Source organism: Cytobacillus horneckiae (genome assembly GCF_002835735.1).
Lineage (GTDB): Bacteria > Bacillota > Bacilli > Bacillales > Cytobacillaceae > Cytobacillus > Cytobacillus horneckiae.
This window is the reverse complement of sequence record NZ_PISD01000004.1, coordinates 14,573-27,499: the sequence shown is the minus strand read 5'-3', so window position 1 is coordinate 27,499 and position 12,927 is coordinate 14,573. Positions and strand designations below refer to the sequence as shown.

The following is a 12,927-nucleotide window of genomic DNA, read 5'->3' as shown; positions in this document are numbered from 1 at the left end:
GAAACAAATTGATAGTTTTGATTACTAAATTTAAAGGAGTTGGATGAAATGAAATTTTACGAAATACATGATCCATATTATGCATTGATTAAAGCAGAAAATAAAGAATCCGCAAAGGAAAAGTATATTAAACATATTGCGGAAGATGATGGCTCTCTTGATATTAATGAGGTTAGCCGCGAATACGCCCTTGCCAAGTTTGCACAAGCTCCTGGAGAGAATAAAAAACTTATTCCAGTGGAAGAGGTTGTGGATGAGTTTTTGTGTCAAGAAAATGAAGTATTAATTATTGATGGCTCGCTCATTTAATAGATCAGTTGATTAGGAGGAAACGAGGATGAATGAAAGAAAAATTGACAGTTTGATTGCAGAAAAGATTATGAAGTGGAAAGTCTATAAATATAAAAATATTGATACTTGTGAAGCTATAGACGAGGAAGGGAACATTGTGATAGTTGGCAAGGAGTTTTCTCCTTCAACTAAAATTCAGGATGCTTGGATGGTGGTAGAGAAATTACCTTACGATATTAAGGTTACAAAATACAAAGATTTAGAGCCAAAATATCAAGCACATGTATTCATCCCTAATAACGTTCAAATGGTATTTGCAGATACAGCACCAATGGCGATCTGTTTAGCAGCACTAAAAGCTGTTGGAGTCGAAGTAAACAAAAGGTAGGTTATGTTAACTTTCTTTATCCTTACCTTTTTCTTGAAGCTTACGTATCTCATACCCAGCTCCTAAAAGGGCAAATATCATTCCAATAAAAAATATAATTTGAGTGGTTGAACTAGGCGAATCAGATGACCAACCATTAATAAAATTTGTAAATGTTCCAAAGGTAATACCTAGTGTACCTATAAAAAATAATATCAAACGAATCATTCCGGTACTCCCCTTATGTTATTAGTTAATTAAAAATTAACATAATTTGTATTATTTAACAAGGGAAGGATAGGAATTGATGGTTGAAACATAATAGAGAATTGGTAGTTCTCTTAAGAAATATAAGATAGAGGGAGTGTACTAAATGGCAAAGGAATTAACAGAACGCGAAAAGGCAATAATGGAAGCACAAAGATTTGTGACTATTCCAGAACCAGACTATTCGCAAATGTCAATCGATGAAATAAGAAAAAGAACTGAATATATGGAAAGTGCCTTTAAACTGGCATTTGAGATTGATGAAGAAGATGAAGATGAAGATGATGATGATGATGATCTATAAAAGGAGTTGGTTAAATTGACTGGAGCACAATTAACTGCTAGCAGAGAAAGGACAAGGCTACAGAAAAATGTTGAAACTTTCCTTTCAGTAAAGGGATTTAGAAAAGAGACATTAAGTCTTCTGAGTTTTGACAGTTTAATGGATTTAGCTGAGGAGTATCATTTCATCATTAGAAATTAAAAAGCCAGGATCTCTCCCGGCTAACCCAAAACAATTATATCATGGGAGGGGTCCTCTTGAAAGAAGCTGCCAGCAAACAAATAAAATCGATACTTAAGGATTACCATTGGATGATGAACTCGATAATGATTTTGAGGGACTCAATGAAAGATGCAGGAGAGGGGTTAACAGCTCAGTATGGTGATGAATCTTCCATGCCAAAGGCTCAAGGAACAACCAGTGACCCTGTATATAAAGAGACTGTTAGAAGAATGAAACGTTATAAGAAGATTGCTCAGTATGAGGATAAGGTAAAGTTTATACAGAACCTTATCCCAGCAATTGATAATGATCGTGAAGGAGAAGTGCTTCACTGGCTTCTTGAAGGTAAATCATATCGATGGATTGCAAAACATATGGGATTATCGCATACACAAATTGTTAGAATAAAAGATTCTATTGTTGAAAGAATGGAAAAGGAAACAACCGGTACAAACGGTACAAAAGATTCGAAATTGATTAATCATAAATCAGCCTGCTAAAATTAAAGGCAGGACAGGGGAGGCAGTTAAACAAGCTGCTTCCTCTATTTTTGTGCGTTGCTCACCTTTCGGTGAATTAATAGGAGGATTTCCCCATATTTTGGCGAATTATGTTATAAAAAGGGGATGAATGCATATGGAGCAAGTAAAACAACATTGGATTTGCTCTAAGTGTAAAACGGTAATCACTGATGAACATGAATATCTTGATAATGATGGTGTCTGTGATGATTGTTATTCGATTCCTATTAAAAAACGAAGGGGGCTTTTGAAATGAGAATTGATCCAGGTGGAGGAAGAAAAAGATTAGACCCTCCAACAGGTGGTTGGCATAGTGACCCACCTCCAGGAGGATGGAAGTTTGACCCACCTCCAGGGGGATTAAAATGTGATCCCGGAGGCGGTGGATACTGATGGAAAAATTCCAAGTGCGTTTTGAATTTGAAAATGGTAAAAATGATTTTGCTATTATTGAACATAACCATTTGAATAATGCAATCGCTAAACTTCAAAGAGATAAGTGGATTAAAGATGAATCTTCGGGGATTTATTATAATTTCGACAAAGTTATAACGTTCTCAGTAGAAGAATACAAAGGTTAAACTTTAGCATCCTTTCGAGGGTGCTTTTTTCTTTGCAAAAAATAGACAGGAGGTAGGTGCCATGTAATGAATTGGGATGAAATAAGAAAAGAATTTGAGACATCAAAAACTACATTAAAGGCGCTTGCTGAAAAACATGATGTAAAAATCGGTACATTAAAGAGCAGAAAAAGCCGTGAAGGATGGTCAAGAGATCCAACGAAAAAGGATGCAACCAAAAAGATGAAGGTTGCAACCCCTGAGAAAAAGGGTGCACCTCGGAATAGAAGTGGAAATCCAGCTCCAAAGAATCAATTTACAAAACGGAACAAGGCTTCTGAGAAGCACGGATTCTTCTCCAAATTCCTTCCTGCTGAGACATTAGAAATCATTGAACAGATGGAGGAACGTTCTCCTGCTGATTTAATTCATGATCAAATACAGATTCAATACGCTGCCATTTTAAGGGCACAAAATATTATGCATGTTGAATCTAAGAATGAAATGATTAAAGAGCTTAAGAAAGCAAAGTATGAGTATCATGAAATCCCTAAAGATCAGGGCGGCGGAGTAGAAAAGAATGTTACCGAGGAAGAGTATGAATTCCAATTTGCATGGGACCGTCATGCTACTTTGCTAAATGCTCAATCAAGAGCTATGAGTGAGCTTAGAAGTTTGATTAAGCAGTTCTTAGATATGGCTCATGAGGATGATGAAAGACGCATCAAGATAGAGCAAATGAGGTTGAATGTAGATAAGACGAAGGCTGAAATCGAGAAAATATCTAATGATGATAAAAATGGTGCTCCTCCTGTTATTAATATAGTTGACGCATGGAGCGATGACGATGAATAAGGTCACTATCGATATTCAAAAAGAAGTTAATCCACATTTTAAAAGCGTGTGGAAAACGAAGAAGCCCTACAACATTCTTAGAGGTGGCCGTAACTCATTTAAATCTTCCGTAGTTGTCTTAATGCTTGCATATATGATGTTGCGTTATATATCTAAAGGTGAAAAGGCAAATGTTGTTGTTATCCGAAAGGTTGGCGCATCTTTACGAGATAGTGTGTTTTTAAAGATTCAGTGGGCTTTACGTAAGTTTGACTTCACTATTGGAAAAACAGGTGATTTCAAAGATAGTGTCGCTCCTTTGAAGTTAACTCATCAAATTACAGGTTCAACTTTCTACTTTTATGGACAAGACGACTTCCAGAAGCTGAAATCAAATGATATCGGAAATATTATTGGTGTGTGGTATGAAGAAGCAGCAGAGTTTAAGGATGCTGAGGAATTTGACCAGACTAATACAACATTCATGAGACAAAAACATCCATTAGCTGATATCGTCCGTTTCTTTTGGTCCTATAACCCACCAAGAAATCCTTATTCATGGATAAATGAGTGGTCGGATAGCATGAAGGGTGAAGATAACTACCTGGTTCATGATTCTAGTTATAAGAATGATGAGTTAGGTTTTGTTACTGAGCAGATGCTGCAGGATATAGAAAGGATTAAAAATAACGACTACGACTATTATCGCTATTTATACCTTGGTGAGCCTGTTGGCCTTGGAATGAATGTCTACAATATGAATCTATTTAAAGAGCGAGAAACACTATTCGCTGATGATAGAATAATAGCTTTGTATTACTCGCTGGATACTGGTCATTCCGTGTCAGCGACTACATGTGGTTGTTATGGATTAACAGCAAAAGGGAAAGTTATCTTGCTGAATACTTATTATTACAGCCCAGCTGGACAAGTGAAGAAGATGGCTCCAAGTGAGTTGTCTGAGCAGATTCATATGTTTATTACTAAGACCTCAACCTGTGAGCACTGGAAGGGCGCTAGGATTCAAAAGAGAACAATAGATAGTGCAGAGGCAGCGTTGAGGAATCAATACTATAGGGACTATGGACAGCATTTGTTACCTGTAGCCAAGAAAAAGAAAATAGATATGATTGATCACGTCCATGACTTATTAGCTCAGGGGCGTTTTTATTATCTAAAAAATCCTTTTAAAACCGGAATGAAGTATGCAGATAGCAACAATATTTTCATTGAGGAACATAAGAAGTACCAATTTGATGAGAAAACACTTAATTCAGATGACCCTAAAGTTATTAAGGAAGATGACCATACGGTTGACCAATTTCAATATGCATGTGTGGCTAATGCAAGAGAATGGAGATTGAAAGGTTAGGGGGTGAGAGTTTGGGGCTAATAGACAGCATTAAAAACTTATTTAAGAGAGGAGGTTACGCTTTGTCAGGTGAGACTTTGAAAAGCATCAATGACCATCCGAAGATTAATATCGATCCTAATGAATTGGCTAGGATTGAAAGGAATCTAAGTGAATACAAAGGGGAATATCCTGATGTAGAATACTTTAATTCCAATGGAGTAAAGCAAAAGAGAAAGTACAGGACCATTAATATGGTTAAATTAAGCGCAGAATTATTGTCCGGCTTAGTATTTAATGAACAATGTGAAATTGTAGTATCAGACAATAAGGATGAAGATGAGAAGGCTAATACTTATAAGTCTGCTAATGACTTTATTCAGCATGTTTTCGAGCACAATGACTTTAAAAAGAACCTAGCTAAGTATCTTGACCCTATGTTTGCTATTGGTGGTTTAGCGGTTAGACCCTACGTTGACCAAGAGAGCGGTGAAATTGAATTTTCATGGGCTTTAGCTAATGCCTTTTATCCTCTAAGAAACAACAGCAATGGAATATCAGAAGGTGTAATGAAATTCGTCACAATGAAGATGGAAAAGGGGAAGGCAATATATTATACCCTTTTAGAATTTCACGAATGGAATAAAGGACAGTATTTCATCACCAATGAATTATATAAGTCTGATAACAAAAGTGAAATTGGTAAGAGAGTGCCATTGAACGAGCTTTATGAGGATTTAATGGAGAGTGTGGAGCTAAAGGGCTTGACTAGACCAATTTTTAATTATCTTAAGCCGTTTGGTTTTAACAATATTAATCCTCACAGCCCTCTTGGATTAGGAATAACAGATAACAGCAAAGACACACTGAAACGAATAAATGATGCTATAGATCAATTTCATTGGGAGATTCGAATGGGGCAAAGAACGGTATTTGTAAGTGACCAGATGTTGAGTTTGGTACCAGATGAAAACGGATTACCTCCAATACAGATTTTTGACCCTGATGTGAATGTCTTTAAAGCAATGAAACTGGCTACAGATGATGAATTTGTAAAAGATGTAACTAACGATATTCGTACAGAACAGTATGTTGCTGCAATAAATCGAACACTAAAAGACTTGGAAATGGAACTGAAACTATCCGTTGGCACCTTCTCATTTGATGGCAAATCTATGAAAACAGCTACCGAAGTAGTAAGCGAGAATGATTTAACTTATCGAACCAGAAATAATCATGTGAATGAAGTTGAGAAGTTTATCAAAGGTCTTATTGTTTCTGTCCTAGAACTTGCCAAAGCAACTACTTGGAATGGGAAAAGCCTGTTTGATGGTGATATCCCCACATTCGAGCATATAGGTGTCGATTTTGATGATGGAGTGTTTCAGGATAGGGAAGCTTTATTAACATTCTACGGGAAAGCCAAAACATTTGGATTAGCTCCATCAGTTGAGATTATCCAACGTGTATTTAAGATTCCTAAAGACACCGCAGAACAATGGCTTAAGGAAATTAAAGCAGAGCAATTAGGAATGGAGCCTGCCAACATAGATTATCAGAGAACTAGAAAATATCTTGGTGATGAGGAGTGATTAGATGTATAAAAAATGGGCAGAATTATCAGATCTAGATTGTGTCAAAGAATTAGGTATACGCCATAGGATAGGTCACTTTTTAGGTGTCCAAATGATTTCTAGGTGCTATCTTGCATTGAGTAGAATAACCACAAGAGAGTTTTTAAAGACATCTGGTCGTGATTAAGTGGATAAACCTAAAATTACTCCAACTCAACTAGATTTATGGTCTGGGAATATGGCTGAGCTCTATAATTCACTAGAAGGTGAAATAATACGTATACTCATCAAACGCTTTAAGAATGGCTCTAGGGATTTAACAGATTGGCAAGCTCAGAAACTCTATGAATTAAGGTTGTTTAATAACGAGGTAATAACTCTCCTTTCTAAAGTTACAAATGTATCTGAGAAGGAAATTAAACGCATGTTTGAGGATGCCGGCAAGGGCATTATTAAAGATATTGATAAAAGCATGCCTTACCCAACTAAACCTATGCCAAGTAATTTGGATATGATTATGCAGGCTTATCATGAACAAGCTTGGGGAGATATTGAAAACTACGTCAATCAAACGCTTATTACAACTAATTTTGGGATAGGAACTGCTCAAAAAGCTTATCAAAATGTATTAAATCAAACTGCTGCAATGTTCAATACAGGCATTTATACATTCGAGGAATCTCTCGAAAGAGCAATTTCCGATTTAGCTCAAAAAGGAATTCGCACCACTCTAACGGATAGAGGTAATAACACTTGGAGCCTTGAAGGGTACGTTAGAACGGTTTTAAAGTCTACGCTAGGAAATACCTACAATGAATTGAGAACACAGCGTATGAGCGAATATGGCGTTTATACAGTGGTTGTTACTAGTCATGTAGGAGCAAGGAAGCAATGCTCTGCTATTCAGGGGAATGTCGTTGATTTAAGAATGCCTAGTGACATACCAGAAGATAGTGAGTATAAATCAATTTACGACCCTTCTTGGGGCGCTGAATACGGAACAGCAGGCGGTCACAGGGGCGTCAATTGTCGTCATTTGCATATTCCTTTTATTCCAGGTGTAAATACCAATAATCAACAACATTACGAAGCTGATCTAAACGCCAAGGTTGCTCAGGCTAGAGATACACAACGCAGAATTGAGAGAGAAATAGTTAAATATAAAAAGAATCTTATGATTGCTGAGGAACTAGGTAGCGATAAAGCAGATTATTGGAGAATGATGGTGAGACGTAGGCAAGCAGCAATGAGGGAGCATCTAAATAAAAATGGTGACTATCTCAGAAGAAATTATAAAAGAGAGAAAGTATACACACCCTTATCAACATTGTTGGAGGGTTTTTCTTATGATAAATAAGCGCCTGGCATGAGAGTTGTTAGGCGCTATTATTATGCCCATTTTAAAGGCTTAGGGCAAAACTAAGCGCATCCTTAAGCGTGAGGTGTGACACGCTAAAAAACATTAATAAGGAGATTGATAGTAATGGATTTACAAGAGTTATTAGGTGAAGAACTTTATAATCAGGTCGTGGAGAAAGCAGGAGAAAATAAACTTGCAGTTATTTCTGATGGTAATTGGATTCCGAAAGATAAGTTTAATGACAAGCTTGAGGATATCAAGAATTTAAAAGAGCAAATTACCAGTCGGGATAATCAGCTTGAAGACTTGAAGAAAGTTGATGCAGAAGCATTGCAACAAAGAATTCAAGACTTGCAGGAAGAAAACAGCAATACAAAAACGGAGTATGAAGATAAACTTCAGAAACAATCCTTTGATTATGCCCTAAAAGATGCCCTTACAGGAGCGAAAGTACGTAATCCCAAGGCAGCTAAAGCACTCTTAGACTTGGAATCTATCAAATTGGATGGAGATAAGCTTCTTGGTTTGGATGCTCAACTTAATACCATCAAAGAAAGTGATCCTTATTTATTTGAAGAAGAAAAGCCCAGTGACCCAACACCTCAAATTGTGGCAGGTGGTAATCCACAAGGTGGCTCAGCGGGTGGAAATGATGATCCGTTTGCTGCAAAACTGGCAAAATACAATTAAAAGAAAGAGGTAATGAAAAATGGCAGGAGAAAACAATAATCTAGCAGTACGTAGTTATCAGAAACAATTTAAGGAGTTATTACAAGCTGTATATCAAAAGCAAGCATATTTTTCGGAGTTCTTCGGTGGTGGTCTTGAAGCTCTGGATGGAGTTACTCATAACAAAACAGCATTCTCCATCAAAACAAGTGATATTCCAGTAGTTATTGGTACGGAATACAATAAAGACCCTAATGTTGGTTTTGGAACAGGGACAAGTAAATCAACTCGATTTGGAGAACGTCAAGAAATCATCTACACAGACACTGATGTACCTTATACATGGGAATGGGTATTCCACGAAGGCATTGACCGTCATACAGTTAATAATGATTTTAATGCAACAATCGCAGATCGTTCAGAGTTACAAGCGCAGGCTAAAGTTCAAATGTTTGATAATAAAGGCGGCTTATTTATATCAGAGATTGCTGACAAAGCCTTAGAAATAGCTTCAATCACAAATGATTCAGTACTTAAGCTATTCAATGACTTATCGAATGCTTATGTGAACATGGAAGCAGTGGGAACTAAAATAGCATGGGTTAAACCAGAATTGTATAATGCGATCGTTGACCATCCTATAACTACTTCAGCAAAACGTTCAGGTGCAAACGTTGATGCTAATAACATTTTGATGTTTAAAGGGTTCCAAATTAAAGAGGTACCAGAAACAAAATTCCAAACAGGTGAACTAGCTTATACATCTATCGCTGGTGTTGGTAAACAATTCACTGGTATCAACACAACTCGTACTATCGAATCAGAAGACTTTGACGGCGTTGCTTTCCAGGGCGCTGGTAAAGCAGGAGAGTTTATTCTTCCGGCCAACAAAAAAGCCGTTCTTAAGGTGACTCTATTGGGGGAGTAACAAACCCCGTTATTGACAATGTCACGCCAACGACTGACGGGGCAGTCATTGACCTATCATGATTAAAGGAGTGATATAATGCCATACAAAATTTACAAAGGTGATACCGTGGTTGTAGAGGGTGAAAGCCCTCTTACAATTGCAGGAATTAACCCGAATACAAATGTTGCTAGTGGAGAATATCAAGTGGTGCGTGTAGAAGATGAGAGGGAATCTGAAAGAGTTGATATTCCATCTTTTAAAACGCTACCGATTGCAGTAACAGGTGTAACTTTATCACCTAAAACTTCAAATGCAGAAGCAGGAACAGCAGGAACAAGACAATTATCATCGACAATAGCACCTAGCAACGCTACAAATAAAGCTGTGACTTATGCCATCGCACCAACTACTAGCGGCTTATCTGTCAATGCTAGTGGTTTAATCTCATGGGCTGAAAATGTGCCTGCTGGTACTTATACAACTACAGTGACAACGGCTGATGGTGCAAAAAAGGACACTCATGTATTGACGTTAACTGAGCCAGTACCCGAAAGCGGAGAATAACTATGGCTTATTTAACTTATGAGGAGTTTAAAGAAATAAGTAAGCGTGATATTGATGAGAATGAGTTTGATAAATTGCTACCAAAAGCTTCTGCGGTAATCGATAACGTTACGAGTCACTTTTACCAAAGGGTAAACATAGAAAAGGACAATACATGGCGTGTAAATAAGTTTAAACAAGCGTTATGTACTCAAATCGAATATTTTCACGTATTAGGGGCTACAACATTCGAAGAAATAAACAATGCCCCACAAACGTTTCAGGCGGGGCGTACAAGCGTTTCTAATGCGAGTAGATATAATCCAAGTGGAGCTAATGAAAGTAAGCCCTTAATCTCAGAGGATGTCTATATATACCTAGAGGGTACGGGTTTATTGTTTAGGGGTGTGATGTCATGGTGATGCCGAAGCCTCCCCATAAATTCCTTATTGATTCTTTTATGTATAAAGAATATATGGGAGAAAACAGTTGGTCTGAACCTGAGTATGCTAGACCTGTAAGAATAGAGAATTGTCGTATAGATAGAGGAGCAGCATATAGCTCAAACGCTTCTGGTAAACAACTGCTATATAATGCGGTTGTTTTTTGTTATGAGGGCATAACAACTCCGATTCCAAAATTTAAAGCTCAATCAGTGCTTCGATTTGATGATAAAGATCATATTGTTACAAAGGTTATTCCTATTTACGAAGCGTATAGCACCACCATTTATTCCTATGAATTGGAGGTGGTCTAATGGGTGTAACAGTTAATTTAAGTGGGGTAAGAAGTAAATTAAGTCCAAGCGCACAAAGAAATGGACGTAGAGCATTAGCGAATCAAGCAGCCGCAGACATGAATCCTTTCATTCCAATGGATGAGGGCAATTTAAGGCAGGCTCAAAGTATTGATGTAGATGGTGGCGGTATTGCTTATCATCAGAAGTATGCTGCAAGGCTCTTTTATATGTACATGCATAACTACACCACTCCTGGTACTGGTCCACGATGGGATATGAAAGCTAAAGGGTTGCACATGAACGATTGGACCAATGCGTTTATCAAAGGAGCTGACTGGTAATGGATTTTATTGAAAGGCTGACCGATAGAATTAACCAGATACCCAACCTTCCACTTACCTGTAAAAAGGGATATATAGGAGCAGAAGAATCTTTTGTTGTATATCCTTTACCCGGTTCACAGGTTATCAGAAAGTTTATGGATGGTGTCAGTGATCAGCAATTAAATTATGAAATTGCCATGAAATCGAAGTCGCAAGCAAAGATACATCAATCACTTTGGCTGGTTCAAGATGAATTAGAAAAGCTAGATGAATTAAACAGCAATAACAATAGCTTTGAATTCCAAGAGCTACTAATAACGAACAAACCTTTCATTAATCAATTAGATGACCAAGGTTGGTTCGTTTTTTTATTGGATATTCAAGCAACAGTAACAGTTTTTAATACTAAGGAGGAATAAGGAATGAGAAGAAAAAATGCATTAAGAGGACATTTTTTACAGCCGTATCTTCCAGGTACAGAAACACCAGGTGAAGAATGGTTAGAACTTGCAAAATACATTTCTACAATCGGTGACGATACACAAGAAGGAACGGAAGAGCAGGCATTCTATGACGGTGATGGAACTCCTGAAACGGATGTTGTTTCTGTAGCTGGTGCTTACACTCCAGAAGGCTTTTATGACCCTGAGGACCCGGCTCAAGCATTGATTGCTGGTCTAAAATATAAAACTGGTGATGGCCGTAAGGTTTGGCACAAAGTAGTTTCGGCAGATGGCAAGAAAGAATGGGTAGGTAGAGCAACAGTCTCAGCAATTGTAGCTGGTGCAGGCGATGCAAGTGCCTATGAAACTTTCAGTTGTAATATTCGTTTCGATACAATCCCGAAAGAAACTGATTTAACGGGGGAGTAACTGCTCCATCTGTAAGTGAGGTTAACCCAACTACAGATGGAGCTAATGTTTATATTAAATAAAAAATAGTAATTATTTCTGAGACGCCTTCAACTATTAAAGGCGTCTCGTTTTATATGGGGGTTATTATATGTCGAAAGAGTTAGTTATTGATATTAATAGAACGGGGTTTCCTGTGAAAGTGGGCTCTGTAGAGCTGTGGTTCGATAGCTCTTTTGAAAATCTTAGACGGTTTTTCAATGTGGATGAATTGGCTCAGAAAAAGCTAAAGGATGCTGAGGAGAAGGCAAAACATATCCATTTTCCAGAAGAAATGAATGTGGAGAATCTCGATGAAAAAACGATTGATGCTGCTTTTGATGTTAATAAGGAATTCATTGCAGCTCAATATGACATTATTTTCGGTGACGGTACATTCCGTAAAATCTACAAAGAATATCCGGATATTTTAGCTTTAGATAGAGCGTTAGAGGTAGTCGGAGCTGCCATCGCTCAACGAATTGAGGAACAAGAGGCATCGCGCTCAAAAGAAGCTAAGAAAAAACAAAAAGAATATCTAAATAAAAAAGCCAAAAAGAAGTAGGTGATGCGGAGTGAGGTTAAATGACCCTCTAATCACCGATTTTACTTTTAATGGTGAAACTTATTCGATTGATCTATCTTTCGATAATGTTCTGGATGTTTTTGATGTTCTTTCTGACAATGTTCTAAACGATCTTGAAAAAGCAGAAACATCTTTAGGATTATTAATCGGTAGTACTCCTAAATCAGATGTAATTGATATCTGGAACTTTATTTATCAAGAGTTTATAAAAATAGACGTCGAGGCTTCAATAGAATATGACCGTAAAGGCAATCCAATGCCCATACAAGAGGAACAAGAGAAGTTAATTGATTTAAATATAGATGCAGAATTTATTTACGCCTCATTTCAACAAGCCTACGGAATGAACCTTTATAAAGAGCAAGGAAAGCTGCACTGGCATGAATTTCAATCTCTACTCAACGGATTACCAGACGAAACGATTATGAAGAGAATTATTCAAATAAGAGCATGGAAACCGAAAAATAGTGATCCTCCTGATTATAAAACCAATATGGAGAAACTTCAGAGGAAGTATGCACTTGAAGAGAAGGAGGTGGAATAATTGGCTGATGGTTCAATTAGGATAGAGATTGAAGTCGATGGTAGGCAAATAAATACGGTAGTACGGGAATTGGATAATCTCGAAAATGCTGCA

23 protein-coding genes are annotated in these 12,927 nt (G+C 37.3%); 22 read left to right on the top strand and 1 reads right to left on the bottom strand.

All coding sequences use genetic code 11. The features are described 5' to 3' along the window. Window positions 1-48 precede the first annotated feature (48 nt). Both CWS20_RS01235 and CWS20_RS01230 read left to right on the top strand, forming a co-directional pair. Entirely contained in the window at window positions 49-309 is a 261-nt protein-coding gene (locus tag CWS20_RS01235; RefSeq protein ID WP_066192288.1) for a YosH family protein, read from the top strand. Between the two features lie 28 nt (window positions 310-337). Further along, complete coding sequence (locus CWS20_RS01230) at window positions 338-679, top strand: BC1872 family protein (RefSeq protein WP_066192290.1); 342 nt, start codon at window positions 338-340, stop codon at window positions 677-679. A gap of 6 nt (window positions 680-685) precedes the next feature. On the opposite strand, the gene CWS20_RS01225 is transcribed toward CWS20_RS01230, so the two are convergent. Further along, window positions 686-886, bottom strand: a complete 201-nt coding sequence (locus tag CWS20_RS01225; RefSeq protein ID WP_066192292.1) for a hypothetical protein — start codon at window positions 884-886, stop codon at window positions 686-688. Between the two features lie 145 nt (window positions 887-1,031). Here CWS20_RS01225 and CWS20_RS01220 point away from each other — a divergent pair, with 145 nt between their 5' ends. The 20 genes from CWS20_RS01220 to CWS20_RS01140 all read left to right on the top strand — a co-directional run bounded on the left by CWS20_RS01220 (window position 1,032) and on the right by CWS20_RS01140 (window position 12,834). Further along, window positions 1,032-1,229: a hypothetical protein gene (locus tag CWS20_RS01220; protein WP_066192293.1), complete on the top strand. Its 198-nt coding sequence runs from the start codon at window positions 1,032-1,034 to the stop codon at window positions 1,227-1,229. Between the two features lie 15 nt (window positions 1,230-1,244). Beyond that, window positions 1,245-1,409, top strand: coding sequence for a hypothetical protein (locus tag CWS20_RS27845; protein WP_158236990.1), 165 nt, complete (start codon window positions 1,245-1,247; stop codon window positions 1,407-1,409). Between the two features lie 56 nt (window positions 1,410-1,465). Next, window positions 1,466-1,930, top strand: a complete 465-nt coding sequence (locus CWS20_RS01215; protein WP_083957216.1) for a helix-turn-helix transcriptional regulator — start codon at window positions 1,466-1,468, stop codon at window positions 1,928-1,930. A gap of 273 nt (window positions 1,931-2,203) precedes the next feature. Then, window positions 2,204-2,344, top strand: coding sequence for a hypothetical protein (locus CWS20_RS28360; protein WP_162840964.1), 141 nt, complete (start codon window positions 2,204-2,206; stop codon window positions 2,342-2,344). Further along, complete coding sequence (locus tag CWS20_RS01210) at window positions 2,344-2,532, top strand: hypothetical protein (protein WP_066192295.1); 189 nt, start codon at window positions 2,344-2,346, stop codon at window positions 2,530-2,532. The genes CWS20_RS28360 and CWS20_RS01210 overlap by 1 nt, the downstream gene beginning before the upstream one ends. 66 nt (window positions 2,533-2,598) lie before the next feature. Then, window positions 2,599-3,366, top strand: coding sequence for a phage terminase small subunit (terS, locus tag CWS20_RS01205; protein ID WP_066192297.1), 768 nt, complete (start codon window positions 2,599-2,601; stop codon window positions 3,364-3,366). After that, complete coding sequence (locus CWS20_RS01200; protein WP_066192298.1) at window positions 3,359-4,717, top strand: PBSX family phage terminase large subunit; 1,359 nt, start codon at window positions 3,359-3,361, stop codon at window positions 4,715-4,717. The genes terS and CWS20_RS01200 overlap by 8 nt, the downstream gene beginning before the upstream one ends. Before the next feature lie 62 nt (window positions 4,718-4,779). Beyond that, window positions 4,780-6,288 (top strand): phage portal protein, encoded by a 1,509-nt coding sequence (locus tag CWS20_RS01195; protein ID WP_066194168.1) that lies wholly within the window; start codon window positions 4,780-4,782, stop codon window positions 6,286-6,288. 4 nt (window positions 6,289-6,292) lie between these two features. Then, the gene (locus CWS20_RS27840; protein ID WP_158236989.1) at window positions 6,293-6,457 is read left to right on the top strand and encodes a hypothetical protein; all 165 of its coding nucleotides are present in this window, start codon (window positions 6,293-6,295) and stop codon (window positions 6,455-6,457) included. Then, window positions 6,458-7,627 (top strand): phage minor capsid protein, encoded by a 1,170-nt coding sequence (locus tag CWS20_RS01190; RefSeq protein ID WP_083957217.1) that lies wholly within the window; start codon window positions 6,458-6,460, stop codon window positions 7,625-7,627. A gap of 126 nt (window positions 7,628-7,753) precedes the next feature. Then, window positions 7,754-8,320, top strand: coding sequence for a phage scaffolding protein (locus CWS20_RS01185; protein WP_066192300.1), 567 nt, complete (start codon window positions 7,754-7,756; stop codon window positions 8,318-8,320). 19 nt (window positions 8,321-8,339) lie between these two features. Then, complete coding sequence (locus CWS20_RS01180; protein ID WP_066192302.1) at window positions 8,340-9,227, top strand: phage capsid protein; 888 nt, start codon at window positions 8,340-8,342, stop codon at window positions 9,225-9,227. Window positions 9,228-9,305: 78 nt separating this feature from the next. Next, on the top strand, window positions 9,306-9,773 hold the full coding sequence (locus CWS20_RS28460; protein WP_180321501.1) for a putative Ig domain-containing protein: 468 nt from the start codon (window positions 9,306-9,308) through the stop codon (window positions 9,771-9,773). Between the two features lie 2 nt (window positions 9,774-9,775). Beyond that, window positions 9,776-10,174 carry a head-tail connector protein gene (locus CWS20_RS01170; protein ID WP_066192304.1) on the top strand — a complete coding sequence of 133 codons (399 nt, stop codon included), beginning with the start codon at window positions 9,776-9,778 and terminating at the stop codon, window positions 10,172-10,174. Continuing rightward, the gene (locus CWS20_RS01165; RefSeq protein WP_066192305.1) at window positions 10,168-10,509 is read left to right on the top strand and encodes a putative minor capsid protein; all 342 of its coding nucleotides are present in this window, start codon (window positions 10,168-10,170) and stop codon (window positions 10,507-10,509) included. Before CWS20_RS01170 ends, CWS20_RS01165 begins: the two co-directional genes overlap by 7 nt. After that, window positions 10,509-10,832 carry a minor capsid protein gene (locus CWS20_RS01160; protein WP_066192306.1) on the top strand — a complete coding sequence of 108 codons (324 nt, stop codon included), beginning with the start codon at window positions 10,509-10,511 and terminating at the stop codon, window positions 10,830-10,832. Before CWS20_RS01165 ends, CWS20_RS01160 begins: the two co-directional genes overlap by 1 nt. Further along, complete coding sequence (locus tag CWS20_RS01155) at window positions 10,832-11,233, top strand: phage tail terminator protein (protein WP_066192308.1); 402 nt, start codon at window positions 10,832-10,834, stop codon at window positions 11,231-11,233. Before CWS20_RS01160 ends, CWS20_RS01155 begins: the two co-directional genes overlap by 1 nt. 3 nt (window positions 11,234-11,236) lie before the next feature. Then, the gene (locus CWS20_RS01150; RefSeq protein WP_066192309.1) at window positions 11,237-11,686 is read left to right on the top strand and encodes a phage tail tube protein; all 450 of its coding nucleotides are present in this window, start codon (window positions 11,237-11,239) and stop codon (window positions 11,684-11,686) included. Window positions 11,687-11,816: 130 nt separating this feature from the next. After that, a complete protein-coding gene (locus CWS20_RS01145; RefSeq protein WP_066192310.1) occupies window positions 11,817-12,269 on the top strand; it encodes a hypothetical protein in 453 nt (150 codons plus the stop codon). Between the two features lie 10 nt (window positions 12,270-12,279). Then, the gene (locus CWS20_RS01140; protein WP_066192311.1) at window positions 12,280-12,834 is read left to right on the top strand and encodes a Gp15 family bacteriophage protein; all 555 of its coding nucleotides are present in this window, start codon (window positions 12,280-12,282) and stop codon (window positions 12,832-12,834) included. Window positions 12,835-12,927: the final 93 nt, after the last annotated feature.

What these genes read in the sequence shown, in the direction of transcription:
- CWS20_RS27840 (WP_158236989.1), top strand. Translation starts at nt 6,293, where the DNA reads ATGTATAAAAAATGGGCAGAATTATCAGATCTAGATTGTGTCAAAGAA.
- CWS20_RS01145 (WP_066192310.1), top strand. Translation starts at nt 11,817, where the DNA reads ATGTCGAAAGAGTTAGTTATTGATATTAATAGAACGGGGTTTCCTGTG.
- CWS20_RS01210 (WP_066192295.1), top strand. Translation starts at nt 2,344, where the DNA reads ATGGAAAAATTCCAAGTGCGTTTTGAATTTGAAAATGGTAAAAATGAT.
- CWS20_RS01200 (WP_066192298.1), top strand. Translation starts at nt 3,359, where the DNA reads ATGAATAAGGTCACTATCGATATTCAAAAAGAAGTTAATCCACATTTT.
- CWS20_RS01165 (WP_066192305.1), top strand. Translation starts at nt 10,168, where the DNA reads ATGGTGATGCCGAAGCCTCCCCATAAATTCCTTATTGATTCTTTTATG.
- CWS20_RS01185 (WP_066192300.1), top strand. Translation starts at nt 7,754, where the DNA reads ATGGATTTACAAGAGTTATTAGGTGAAGAACTTTATAATCAGGTCGTG.
- CWS20_RS01150 (WP_066192309.1), top strand. Translation starts at nt 11,237, where the DNA reads ATGAGAAGAAAAAATGCATTAAGAGGACATTTTTTACAGCCGTATCTT.
- CWS20_RS28460 (WP_180321501.1), top strand. Translation starts at nt 9,306, where the DNA reads ATGCCATACAAAATTTACAAAGGTGATACCGTGGTTGTAGAGGGTGAA.
- CWS20_RS01170 (WP_066192304.1), top strand. Translation starts at nt 9,776, where the DNA reads ATGGCTTATTTAACTTATGAGGAGTTTAAAGAAATAAGTAAGCGTGAT.
- CWS20_RS01230 (WP_066192290.1), top strand. Translation starts at nt 338, where the DNA reads ATGAATGAAAGAAAAATTGACAGTTTGATTGCAGAAAAGATTATGAAG.
- CWS20_RS01235 (WP_066192288.1), top strand. Translation starts at nt 49, where the DNA reads ATGAAATTTTACGAAATACATGATCCATATTATGCATTGATTAAAGCA.
- terS (WP_066192297.1), top strand. Translation starts at nt 2,599, where the DNA reads ATGAATTGGGATGAAATAAGAAAAGAATTTGAGACATCAAAAACTACA.
- CWS20_RS01180 (WP_066192302.1), top strand. Translation starts at nt 8,340, where the DNA reads ATGGCAGGAGAAAACAATAATCTAGCAGTACGTAGTTATCAGAAACAA.
- CWS20_RS28360 (WP_162840964.1), top strand. Translation starts at nt 2,204, where the DNA reads ATGAGAATTGATCCAGGTGGAGGAAGAAAAAGATTAGACCCTCCAACA.
- CWS20_RS01220 (WP_066192293.1), top strand. Translation starts at nt 1,032, where the DNA reads ATGGCAAAGGAATTAACAGAACGCGAAAAGGCAATAATGGAAGCACAA.
- CWS20_RS01160 (WP_066192306.1), top strand. Translation starts at nt 10,509, where the DNA reads ATGGGTGTAACAGTTAATTTAAGTGGGGTAAGAAGTAAATTAAGTCCA.
- CWS20_RS01225 (WP_066192292.1), bottom strand. Translation starts at nt 886, where the DNA reads ATGATTCGTTTGATATTATTTTTTATAGGTACACTAGGTATTACCTTT.
- CWS20_RS01155 (WP_066192308.1), top strand. Translation starts at nt 10,832, where the DNA reads ATGGATTTTATTGAAAGGCTGACCGATAGAATTAACCAGATACCCAAC.